Genomic DNA, 11,418 nt, shown 5'->3' with positions numbered 1-11,418 from the left:
TGACCTCGGTGATGCCCTCGCGGTGCACGTCGGCGGCGGTGACCCGGGTGTGGAAGGCCAGCGACGCCAGGATGGCGGCCTTCGCGGCGGCGTCGAAGCCCTCCACGTCGGCGGTCGGGTCGGCCTCGGCATACCCCAGCTCGGTCGCCTCGTCCAGCGCCTCGGCGAAGCCGGCGCCGGTGGCGTCCATCGCGGAGAGGATGAAGTTGGTGGTGCCGTTGACGATGCCGGTGACCCGGTTGATCCGGTCGCCGTGCAGCGACTCGCGCAGCGGGCGCAGCAGCGGGATCGCCCCGGCGACGGACGCCTCGTAGTAGAGGTCGGCCCCGCCCTCGGCCGCCGCGTCGTGCAGAGAGGCACCGTCCTCGGCGAGCAGCGCCTTGTTGGCGGTGACCACGCTCTTGCCGGCGCGCAGCGCCTCCACCAGCCAGCTCCGCGCCGGCTCGATGCCGCCGACCACCTCGACGACGACGTCCACGTCGTCGCGTTTGATCAGGCCGAGCGGGTCGGTGGTGAACAGCGCCGGGTCGACGGGGAGGTCACCCCGGTCCCGGCCGAGCCGGCGCACGGCGATACCGGCGATCTCCAGCGGAGCGCCGATCCGGGCGGCCAGGTCGGCGGCCTGCTCGTGCAGCAGCCGGACCACCTCGCTACCGACCGTTCCGCAGCCGAGCAGGGCCAAGCGCACAGGTGACGTCATCCCACATCCAAAGCGAGCAGGTCTTCTTCGGTCTCCCGCCGTACGATCAGCCGGGCTCGGCCGTCACGCACCGCTACCACCGGGGGGCGGGGCACATGGTTGTAGTTACTGGCCATGCTCCGGCAGTACGCCCCCGTGCCGGGGACCGCGACAAGATCTCCGGGCTGCACGTCGGCGGGCAGGAATTCATCCTTCACCACGATGTCCCCGGACTCACAGTGCTTTCCCACCACGCGGGCCAGCAGCGGCTCGGCGGTCGAGGCCCGGCCGGCCAGCGTCGCCGAGTACGAGGCGTCGTAGAGCGCGGTCCGGATGTTGTCGCTCATCCCGCCGTCCACGCTGACGTATGTGCGCAGCCCGTCGACGTCCTTGACGGTGCCGACCTCGTAGAGGGTGAACACGGCGGGGCCGACGATCGCCCGGCCCGGCTCGATCGACAGGTGCGGGACGGCCAGGTTCTCCGCCGCGCACTCCGAGTCAACGATCTTGCGGAGCCGCTTGGCCAGCTCCGCCGGGGTCGACGGGTCGTCCTGCGTGGTGTACGCGATGCCGAAGCCGCCGCCCAGGTCCAGCTCGGGCAGCTCCACCCCCCGGGCGTCACGGATCTGCGCCTGCAGGGCGAGCACCCGGCGGGCGGAGACCTCGAAGCCGCTGGTGTCGAAGATCTGCGAACCGATGTGCGAGTGCAGCCCGCGCAGGTCCAGCACGCCCTCGTCGATGACCTTGAAGGCGGCTGCGGCGGCGGCCCCGCCGGCCAGCGAGAAACCGAACTTCTGGTCCTCGTGGGCGGTGGCGATGAACTCGTGGGTGTGCGCCTCCACCCCGACGGTGACCCGGATCAGCACGCCGGGGCGGACCCCGCGCTCCCGGGCCAGCGCGGTGAGCCGGTCGATCTCGGTGAACGAGTCGAGGATGATCCGCCCCACCCCGGCGTCCAGCGCCCGGGTCAGCTCGGCGACGGACTTGTTGTTGCCGTGGAAACCGATCCGCTCCGCCGGCATCCCGGCCGACAACGCGGTCGCCAGCTCGCCGCCGGAGCAGACGTCCAGGTGCAGGCCCTCCTCGGCGATCATGCGGACCACCGCCCGGCAGAGGAACGCCTTGCCGGCGTAGTAGACGTCCACGTCGGGGAAGGCGTCCCGGAAGTCCCGGGCGCGCGAGCGCAGGTCGTCCTCGTCGAGGACGTACGCCGGGGTGCCGTACCCGGCGGCCAGCTCGCGGACGTCGAGACCCGCGACGGTCAGCGCGCCGCCCGCGCCGCGCTCGACCTGGCGCGGCCAGAGCTGCGGCACCAGGGCGTTGACGTCGGCCGGGGGACGCAGCCAGCCCGGCCCCCGGTCCCCGATGTCGCCGTGCATCGCACCGGCTTCGTGGGCACGCATCAGGGCTACATCCTCTCCGGGGCGGAGACGCCGAGCAGGCGCAGCCCGTTGGCGATCACCGTGCGGGTGGCGTCGTTGAGCCAGAGCCGGGCCCAGTGCAGGTCGGTGACCTCCTCGTCGCCGCGCGGCAGGACCCGGCAGTTGTCGTAGAACCGGTGGTACGCCCCGGCGAGGTCCTCCAGGTAGCGGGCGACCCGGTGCGGCTCGCGCAGCTCGGCGGCGGCGGCGACCACGGCGGGGAACTCGGCGAGCGCCTTGAGCAGCTCGTTCTCCTTGTCGTGGTCGAGCAGCTCGGGGTGGAACCCGGCCCCGTCGCCCCGGCTCAGGCCGACCTCGGCGGCGTTACGGCCGACGCTCGCCGTCCGGGCGGCGACGTACTGCACGTAGTAGACCGGGTTGTCCCGGGTGGCCCGGGTCCACAGCTCGACGTCGATGTCGATGGGCGAGTCGCTGGAGTAGCGGGCCAGCGCGTAGCGGGACGCGTCCACCCCGATCGCGTCGACCAGGTCCTCCAGGGTGACCACGGTGCCGGCGCGCTTGCTCATCCGCAGCGGCACGCCGTCCCGGACGAGGTTGACCAGCTGGCCGATGAGGATCTCCAGGTTGACCGCCGGGTCGTCGCCGAAGCAGGCGGACATCGCCTTCATCCGCCCGAGGTAGCCGTGGTGGTCTGCACCCAGCATGATCACGACCCGCTCGAAGCCGCGCTCCCGCTTGTCCAGGTAGTAGGCGCAGTCGGCGGCGAAGTAGGTCCACTCGCCGTTGGACTTGCGCAGCACCCGGTCCTTGTCGTCGCCGAAGTCGGTGGTGCGCAGCCAGGTCGCCCCGTCGGCCTCGTACAGGTGGCCCTGTGCGCGCAGCCGGTCCAGGGCGAGGTCCAGCTCGCCCCGGTCGTGCAGGTCCTTCTCGTTGAAGTAGGTGTCGAACTCCACCCCGAAGCCGCGCAGCGAGGACCTGATCTCGGCGAACATCAGCGTGACGCCCTCGACCCGGAACACCTCCTGGGCCTCGCCGTCGGGCAGGTCGAGCACGTCCGGCCGGACCGCCCGGACCTGCTCGGCGATCTCGGCGATGTACGCCCCGCCGTAGCCGTCCTCGGGGGCCGGCTCGCCCTTGGCCGCGCAGAGCAGCGACCGGGCGAACCGGTCGATCTGCGACCCGGCGTCGTTGAAGTAGTACTCGGTGCCGACGTCGGCGCCGGTCGCCCGCAGCAGCCGGCTGAGCGCGTCGCCGACGGCCGCCCAGCGGACCCCGCCGATGTGCACCGGGCCGGTCGGGTTCGCCGAGACGAACTCCAGGTTGATCCGCTGGCCGGCGAGCCGGTCGCTGCGGCCGTACTCCGCGCCGGCCTCGACGATCACCCGGGCGAGCTGGCCGGCGGCGGCGGCGTCGAGCCGGATGTTGAGGAACCCGGGGCCGGCGATCTCCACCGACTTGATCCCGGCCGCCCGGCCGAGCTGGTCGGCCAGCGCGGCGGCCAGCTCCCGGGGCGGGACGCCCACCTTCTTGCTGAGCTGGAGCGCCAGCGTCGAGGCGTAGTCGCCGTGGTCGGGATTGCGCGGTCGCTCCACCGCCGTGTGCGCCGGGAGCGCGGCGGGGTCGAGCCCACGCTCGGTGAAAACGGCGTGGGCTGCGGAGAGGACGACCTCGGCCAGTTCTGCGGGAGTCACCGAACCATGTTATCGGGGGTAGACTCGGGCACTCGGCGGCGACCCTGAGCGTCACCCGGCCCGCCAGATCCCCTGACCGACCGACCTGACGAGGCACGATGAGCATCAGCACCCCGGGCGGCCCGCAGCGCCGTCCGACCGTGGTCAGCACCGGTAAGAAGCCGGCGGCCGGCCGGCCCGCGGCCGACGCCAAGCCCGGGGGCGGCAAGTCCGCGGGCGCGCCCCGGCAGACCTCGGGCGGTAAGGGCCCCCGCAAGCCGATCACGCCGGTGAAGGTGAGCCAGGGCCGGTCCTGGGGCCCGATCGCCCTGTTCGTCGCCGTGGGCGTGCTCGCCGTCTCGATCATCGGCTACGGCGCGTACGCGGCCTTCCAGGGTTCGAAGTCGTGGGAGCAGCGGGCCGCCGACATCGACGGCATCGTCGACTTCCGGGACAAGGACCCCAAGCTCGTCCAGGGTGGCCAGCACCAGCAGGGCGCGATCAAGTACGACGTGCTCCCGCCGGTGGCCGGCCCGCACAACCCGGCCTGGCAGAACTGCATGGGTGACGTCTACGACGCCCCGATCGCCAACGAGCACGCGGTGCACAGCCTGGAGCACGGCACGGTGTGGATCACCTACCGCCCCGACCTGCCGGCCGACCAGGTCAGCAAGCTCCGCAGCAAGGTGCAGGGTGTCGAGAAGGCCATGCTCAGCCCGTTCGAGGGGCTGGACAAGCCGATCTCGCTCCAGGCGTGGGGCTACCAGCTCAAGGTCGACAACGCCGACGACAGCCGGATCGACGAGTTCATCAAGACCCTGCGGGTGAACGCCTCGGTCGAGGGCCCGAACGCCAACTGCGGTCAGGGCATCACGGCCACCGGCACCGCCCCGCGCGACAACCTCCCGCAGCAACAGCAGCAGCCCACCCAGTGAGGACGTGGCGATGACCGCTCCCGCGACGACCGACCCGCCGCCCGTCGAGCCCCCGGTCACCTCCGCAGGTGACGGGCGGCCCGCCGGCCGTTACGGCGTGCTCGCGCTGGCCGCCGCCGTCGTGGTCGGCCTCCTCCTCGGGTACGCCGGCGGACTGCTCACCCCGACGTTGACCCGGCCGGGCGACAGCTCGGCGGAGGCCGGCTTCGCCCGGGACATGAGCACCCACCACGCCCAGGCGGTCGAGATGGGGCTGATCGCCTTCGACCGGGGCACCGACCCCGAGGTACGGCAGATCGGCGGCGACATCGCCACCGGCCAGCAGGGCGAGATCGGCACCATGCAGACCTGGCTGCGGTCGTGGGGGCTCGACCCGACCGGCAGCGAGCCCCGGATGGCCTGGATGCCCGACGGGGCCACGGTCGAGAACGGCCTGATGCCCGGCATGGCGACGCCGGAGGAGATGGCCAAGCTGCGTGTCGCCCAGGGGCGCGAGCTGGACGTCCTCTTCCTCCAGATGATGATCAAGCATCACCTCGGCGGCATCCACATGATCCAGGGCATCCTCGACGCCGGCAGCGACGACGACGTCCTCAAGGTCGCCCAGATCATGAAGAACACCCAGCAGACCGACCTGACCAACCTGCAGAACGCGTTGAAGCGCCTGGGCGGCTGACCCGCCCGACCTTCCTGGAGGCCCGCGTACCGCCCCGGCGGACGCGGGCCTCCGCGCGTTCTTCGACCCCGATGACAGGTTATGGGTGATTTGCATCTTTAGCGAGCTAAGCACCTTTGAGGCCCTACGAGAGGTTTCTACCCACATATCGTGACCAGTTGCGATTAGTGCTCGTTGCGTAGGACGTGGGGGTTGCACTCAGAGACGCGCGGCGCTCGGTCACCAGCTGGTGCCGACGCCACACCATCGGCGGTGACGGAGCGGTGGCAGCCGCCCGTCGCGGACACCGGCAGGGCGAGTCGGGAGCGCTCAGCCGGCAACAGGAACTCGAACTGATCGACGTACTGCGCGGCGTCCACCCCGACGGGTTCGGGCTGGACGAGGAACTCTGGACACGCCAGAGCCTCGCCGCGCTGATCCAGCGCCGCTTCGACCTCACCATGGACACCGGCACCGTCGGGGCGTACCTGCGGGCCTGGGGGCTGGGTCCCCGGGAACCACGCGAGCGGGCCTGCGGGCTCTGCGTCGGTGCGGTCGAACGCTGGGTGCGCGGCGAATACCCGGCCATCACCCGGGCCGCCCAGGAACACGACGCGGAGGTCTACTGGATCGGCCGGGTACGCCTGCTCGGCACCATGCCCGCCGCCGAGGTGATCTCGGCGGTGTCCTCCCGGGGCCGGGTCCGGTTCATGGTCACCACGCCGAGCGTGGACCCGCCGCTGCCCCGCGACTTCGTGCTCCGGCTCAGCGGCGCCGACCAGCACCCGGTGCACCTGATCGTGGACGGCTCCTGGCCCCGCAACGAGTGGCCCCGCCGGCTGCCCCGGCGCATCGTCCTGCACCCGCTGCCGAGCTGCGGGCGCACCCTGGCCGCCGCCTGACCGGCCCGGCCACCGCCACCGGCCTCGATCCGCCCGGGTGGGGGCGGTGGCGGTCCGCCCGGCCGGCGGCCGATCCGCTCGGCCGCCGTTGACGCTCCGCCGCCGACGGCCGTCGCGGTCGACACCGGCCCGCCCTCATGATCACGCAGGTCAGCGTGATGCGCCGAGGGGTGCCGGGTGGCGATTCGGTGATCCCGGAGGGGGTTTGCTACTCTTCTCAGGTCGCTGAGCCCCCGTAGCTCAGGGGATAGAGCACCGCCCTCCGGAGGCGGGGGCGCAGGTTCGAATCCTGCCGGGGGCACACTTGCTAAGGAAGCCACGACCAGCACGAGAAGGCCGCTGAACAGGGGAAACCCGATCAGCGGCCTTCGTCGTGTGTCCGGCCATGTCCGGCCGTCGGCGGCCCGTGGCGGCCGTCTGTGCCACCGCGATGATCAACCCAATGTCGCCCCCGTGGCGCTGTCTCGGCTCGGCGATGCCGCTACACCGGCCCACGGGAGTCGATCACCGCCCATCCTGAGGCAGACGGCGGGCTCTGGCGCGGCGTTTTCCCTCGTGCATGGCCTGCACCCGGGGCACCGGGATGGTCCGCCCCTCGGCCACCAGGTCGGCGGGGAGGCGCTGCGGCGGGGGCATCGCCCCGGCCCACGGGTCGCGGTCGCCGAGCATCGCCGGGACGGTCCGCACGGTGAAGTCGCCGGGGGTGACCCGGTCGAGGTCGTCCCAGGCCACCGGGAAGGAGACCGGCAGCCCGGGGCGCATCCGGGGGCTGTACGCGGCGACCACCGTCGCCCCACCGGCCCGGGTGGGGTCGACGAAGACCCGGCCGCCCCGGTCCTCCCGGATGAAGGCGGTGGTCGCCGCCTGCGGGTCGAGACGCTCGGTGTGCACGGCCAGCGCCCGGGTCGCGGCGGCCACCTCCTCGGCGGTGCTGTCCGGGTGCACCGGTACGAAGACGTGCAGCCCCTTGGCCCCGCTGGTCTTCACCGCTCCGGCCAGCCCGACGTCGGCCAGCGCGCGGCGGACCGCCCCGGCGACCCGGGCCACCGTGGGGAAGGCGTCCCCCTCGGGCGGGTCGAGGTCGAGCACGAGGTGGGTGGGCTGCTCGGGGCGGGTCGCGGTGACCAGCGCCGGGTGGTACTCGATCGCCCGCTGGTTGGCGAACCAGAGCAGGGTGCGCCGGTCGTCGCAGAGCGCGTACGACACCTGGCGGTGCGAGGTCTCGGCCCAGATCGCGGTGCGGCGTACCCAGTCGGGGGTGTATTTCGGCAGGTTCTTCTGCATGAACGGCTCCTGCCCACGCAGCAGCCGGACCACCGACAGCGGCCGGTCGCGCAGGCCGGGCAGGATGCGCTCGTGTACGGCGTCGAGGTAGTCGACCAGGTCCCGCTTGGTCAGGTCACTCCCGGCGAGCAAGGGTTGGCCCAGGTTGGTCAGGTCGACCCCGTCCCGCGTCTCCTCCGCCCCACCCATCCGCCCACCCTCCCGGCCGTGCCGGCCCGGCGCAACCCCGACACGGTCGACGGCCGGTCCCGTCGTCGAGGTGTCCGTCTGTGACCATGACACCGGCGGAAGGAGAGCCCTCGTGTCCCGGGAACACAGCGACGGCCGCACCGGCGGGCAGCAGGACGACGCCGGCCGCGCCGACCCGGAACGGCACGGCCAGGCCGCCGGAGACCAGCACGACGCGGACGAGCACGGCATGAACCAGGACGGCAGGAACGAGCACGACACGGACCAGGACGGCACGGACCAGCCCGGCACGGACCAGGGCGGTGCAGAACGGCACGGCGGGCAGCAGGACAGCGACGAGTGCGCCGGCGGCGGGCGGGACGGCGACTGCACCCTGCGGGAGGCGCTGGACCGGGTGGGCGGCAAGTGGGCGATCGGCATCCTGCTGGCCGCCTCCCCCGGCCCGGTCCGCTTCTCGGAGTTGACCCGGCAGGTCGAGGGGATCAGCCGCCGGATGCTCACGTTGACCCTGCGTAACCTGGAGCGGGATGGCCTGTTGCACCGTCGGGTGCACCCGGGCGTGCCGCCGAGGGTCGAGTACCGGGCCACCCCGATGGCGTTGGAGCTGTACGAGCCGTTGCGGGCGCTGACCGCCTGGGCGGACCGGCACCGGGCGGCGATCAGCGAGGCGCGGGCGGCGTACGACCGGGAGCACGACCGGGGGTGAGCGACACCGCGCTGTGGCGAACGCCACCGACTTGCTCTGACCGATCGGTCAGGGTCTGACCGATCGGTCAGGCATGCTGGAACGCATGATCCGACGTACCCCCCGCACGCACGGCGAGATTCTCGCCGCAGCGGCCCGGCGGTTCGCGGTGACCGGCTACAAGGGCACCTCGTTGCAGGACATCGCCCGCGAGGTGGGCTGTTCCAAGGCGGCGGTGCTCTACCACTTCGCGGGTAAGGAAGCCCTGCTCGCCGAGCTGATGGCAGGACCGATCGCGGTCCTCTGTGAGCTGGACGAGCGGATCTCGGCGCTGACCGGCGCGGCCGCGCAACGCGTGGCGGCGGAGGGCTTCGTCGACCTCGCGGTGCGGTTCCGGGGTGAGATCGCGCTGCTGCGCGGGGAGTTCCCGGAACTGCTCGCCCAACCGGCCTTCGCCCACATCCAGCGGATCTCCGAGCGGCTGATCGAGGCGATGACCGGCCCCGACGGCGGGCAGGACGCGCGGGTCGCCGCGCTGGTGCTGCTCGCCGGCATCGCCGAGGGGTGCGGCGCGTTCGCCGACATCTCCGACGAGGAACTGCGTCCCGCCCTGCTGGCCGTCGCCCAGCGGGTGCTCGTCACCCCCACACCGCCGCCACCACGGCCACCTCTCGACCACCAACACCAGGATTGAGGACAAGGATCTGATGGCGACCCTGCTGTACCGGCTAGGCCGGGCATCGTTGCGCCGCCGGCGACTCGTCGTCGCCGTATGGCTCGTCGTACTCGTCGGCCTCGGCATCGCCGCCGCCACCCTGAAGGGCCCGACGGCCAGCAACTTCACCATGCCCGGCACCGAGTCGCAGCAGGCGTTGGACCTGCTCGCCGAGCGGTTCCCGGCAGCCAGCGGCGCCACCGGCACCATCGCGGTGAAGGCACCCGCCGACGGCCAGTTGACCACCCCGGACGGGCAGGCCGTGGTCAAGGGGGTCGTCCAGGAGGCGGCCACCCTGCCCGGCGTCATCGGCGCGGTCGACCCGTACCAGTCCCAGGCGATCACCCCCAACGGCCGCTACGCGCTGATCCAGGTGCAGTTCGCCACCGGCGCGGACGACGTCACCGACGACCAGCGGGCGGCGTACGAGAAGGTCGGCGCGCAGGCCGAGGCCCAGGGGTGGCAGATCGCCCCCGGCGGTGAGGTGCTCAACGCGGAGCCGGAGGTCGGGTCGACCGAGGCGCTCGGCGTGCTCGTCGCCGCGATCGTCCTGATCATCACGTTCGGGTCGCTGGTCGCGGCCGGGATGACCATGCTGAACGCGCTGATCGGCGTCGGGGTCGGCATGGCCGGCCTGTTCGCGCTCAGCAGCGTGGTCGAGCTGACCAGCACCGCGCCCATCCTGGCCCTGATGCTCGGCCTGGCGGTCGGCATCGACTACTCGCTGTTCATCACCTCCCGGCACCGGCAGCACCTGCTCGAAGGGCTCACCCCGGAGGAGGCGGTCGGCCGGGCCGTCGGCACCGCCGGTTCCGCCGTGCTCTTCGCCGGCGCCACCGTGGTCATCGCGCTCGCCGGCCTCGCCGAGGTCGGTATCCCGTTCCTCACCGTGATGGGTCTGGCCGCCGCCGGCACGGTCAGCGTGGCGGTGCTGGTGGCGATCACCCTCGCCCCGGCGCTGCTCGGCTTCGCCGGCCGCCGGGTGCTGCCCCGCAAGCTGCGCAACGTCACCCCGGCGGCCGAGGCCACCGACGCCGTCGACGCCGTGCCGGCCGCCGAGGACCGTTCCGGCTTCGGGTTCCGCTGGGCGCAGTGGGTGACCCGGCTGCGCATCCCGGTGATCCTGGTCGGCCTGCTGGGTCTGGGGCTGCTCGCCCTGCCGGCGCAGGACATGCGGATCGCCCTGCCGGACGCCAGCACCGCCCCGGTGGGCAGTCCGGCCCGCACCAGTGCCGACCTGATCCGGGAGGGCTTCGGTCCGGGCTTCACCGGCCGGCTCGCCGTGGTGGTCACCTCGGACTCCCCGCAGGACACCGCCGCGGCCGTGCCGCAGGTCGCCGCGCTGGTCCAGCGTACGGACGGGGTGTTGGCGGTGGCCCCGCCGCAGCTCGACCCCTCCGGGCGGACCGCGCTGATCGGGGTGATCCCGAAGAGCGGGCCGACCGACGCGGCCACCGAGACGCTGGTGCACGACATCCGGGACCGGGTGGGCTCGATCGGCAACGCCGAGGTGCTGCTGACCGGCGTCACCGCGATCGGCATCGACGTGTCCGAGAAGCTGTCCGACGCGATGCCGGTCTACCTGCTGCTCGTGGTGGGGCTGTCGATCCTGCTGCTGATGCTGGTCTTCCGGTCGATCCTGGTGCCGGTGAAGGCCGCGCTGGGCTTCCTGCTCACGGTGGCCGCCACCTTCGGCATCACCGTCGCGGTGTTCCAGCAGGGTCACCTCGCCAGCCTGGTCGGCCTGGACAGCCCGGCCCCGCTGATCAGCTTCCTGCCGATCCTGCTGATCGGCATCCTGTTCGGCCTGGCCATGGACTACGAGGTCTTCCTGGTCTCCCGGATGCGGGAGGACTTCGTGCACGGGGACACGGCCCGGCAGGCCACCATCAACGGGATGGGGCACGGGGCCCGGGTGGTCACCGCCGCCGCGCTGATCATGATGTCGGTCTTCGGCGGCTTCGTCTTCCTCGACGACCCGGTGATCAAGTCGATGGGCTTCGCGCTCGCCGTCGGTGTCGCCATCGACGCCTTCGTGGTCCGGATGACCATCGTCCCCGCCGTGATGTCCCTGCTGAACGCCAGGGCGTGGTGGCTCCCCCGCTGGCTCGACCGGGCCCTGCCCAACGTGGACATCGAGGGCGAAGGCCTCCGCGCCCACCTCGACAAGGAGCCGGTCAACGCCTGACCCTGCCGATCCTGGAGTTGTGGGGGCGGACGGTACGGGGGGGACACCCCCGGGCCGGGGCCCCCCACACCCAGATACCCGCAGGGGCCGGGGGGCCGGGGGCCCCCCCCGGCGGGGTAGGTTTTCCGGTCGCC

General features: G+C 72.6%; 10 protein-coding genes and 1 tRNA gene. 7 read left to right on the top strand and 4 right to left on the bottom strand.

Features of this window, described 5'->3' with window-relative positions:
- The 3 genes from ACOJTC_RS10545 to argS form a co-directional block, all read right to left on the bottom strand.
- Nucleotides 1-688: homoserine dehydrogenase (locus ACOJTC_RS10545; protein ID WP_420116716.1), on the bottom strand; the 688-nt coding region annotated here is incomplete at its 3' end.
- 8 nt (nucleotides 689-696) lie between these two features.
- Complete coding sequence (lysA, locus tag ACOJTC_RS10540) at nucleotides 697-2,082, bottom strand: diaminopimelate decarboxylase (RefSeq protein WP_420116714.1); 1,386 nt, start codon at nucleotides 2,080-2,082, stop codon at nucleotides 697-699.
- A gap of 5 nt (nucleotides 2,083-2,087) precedes the next feature.
- Entirely contained in the window at nucleotides 2,088-3,752 is a 1,665-nt protein-coding gene (argS, locus tag ACOJTC_RS10535) for an arginine--tRNA ligase (protein ID WP_420116713.1), read from the bottom strand.
- A gap of 98 nt (nucleotides 3,753-3,850) precedes the next feature.
- On the opposite strand from argS, the gene ACOJTC_RS10530 reads away from it, so the two are divergent.
- The 4 genes from ACOJTC_RS10530 to ACOJTC_RS10515 all read left to right on the top strand — a co-directional run bounded on the left by ACOJTC_RS10530 (nucleotide 3,851) and on the right by ACOJTC_RS10515 (nucleotide 6,524).
- Nucleotides 3,851-4,666: a DUF3105 domain-containing protein gene (locus ACOJTC_RS10530; RefSeq protein ID WP_204926911.1), complete on the top strand. Its 816-nt coding sequence runs from the start codon at nucleotides 3,851-3,853 to the stop codon at nucleotides 4,664-4,666.
- Between the two features lie 10 nt (nucleotides 4,667-4,676).
- Nucleotides 4,677-5,342 (top strand): DUF305 domain-containing protein, encoded by a 666-nt coding sequence (locus ACOJTC_RS10525; RefSeq protein ID WP_420116712.1) that lies wholly within the window; start codon nucleotides 4,677-4,679, stop codon nucleotides 5,340-5,342.
- Between the two features lie 185 nt (nucleotides 5,343-5,527).
- Entirely contained in the window at nucleotides 5,528-6,223 is a 696-nt protein-coding gene (locus ACOJTC_RS10520) for a winged helix-turn-helix domain-containing protein (RefSeq protein WP_363656256.1), read from the top strand.
- Nucleotides 6,224-6,452: 229 nt separating this feature from the next.
- A tRNA-Arg gene (locus tag ACOJTC_RS10515) sits at nucleotides 6,453-6,524 on the top strand.
- Between the two features lie 203 nt (nucleotides 6,525-6,727).
- Here the strand turns inward: ACOJTC_RS10515 and ligD are convergent.
- Nucleotides 6,728-7,696, bottom strand: a complete 969-nt coding sequence (gene ligD / locus ACOJTC_RS10510) for a non-homologous end-joining DNA ligase (protein ID WP_420116711.1) — start codon at nucleotides 7,694-7,696, stop codon at nucleotides 6,728-6,730.
- 373 nt (nucleotides 7,697-8,069) lie between these two features.
- On the opposite strand from ligD, the gene ACOJTC_RS10505 reads away from it, so the two are divergent.
- The 3 genes from ACOJTC_RS10505 to ACOJTC_RS10495 all read left to right on the top strand — a co-directional run bounded on the left by ACOJTC_RS10505 (nucleotide 8,070) and on the right by ACOJTC_RS10495 (nucleotide 11,284).
- Nucleotides 8,070-8,402, top strand: a complete 333-nt coding sequence (locus ACOJTC_RS10505) for a winged helix-turn-helix transcriptional regulator (RefSeq protein WP_420116715.1) — start codon at nucleotides 8,070-8,072, stop codon at nucleotides 8,400-8,402.
- Between the two features lie 85 nt (nucleotides 8,403-8,487).
- Nucleotides 8,488-9,075: a TetR/AcrR family transcriptional regulator gene (locus ACOJTC_RS10500; RefSeq protein ID WP_204926902.1), complete on the top strand. Its 588-nt coding sequence runs from the start codon at nucleotides 8,488-8,490 to the stop codon at nucleotides 9,073-9,075.
- Nucleotides 9,076-9,088: 13 nt separating this feature from the next.
- A complete protein-coding gene (locus tag ACOJTC_RS10495; protein WP_420116710.1) occupies nucleotides 9,089-11,284 on the top strand; it encodes an MMPL family transporter in 2,196 nt (731 codons plus the stop codon).
- The last annotated feature ends 134 nt before the right edge of the window (nucleotides 11,285-11,418 follow it).

The organism is Micromonospora sp., from assembly GCF_048594385.1.
GTDB lineage: Bacteria > Actinomycetota > Actinomycetes > Mycobacteriales > Micromonosporaceae > Micromonospora > Micromonospora wenchangensis.
The sequence above is the reverse complement of the archived record's forward strand: the minus strand, read 5'-3'. Positions and strand labels throughout refer to the sequence as shown.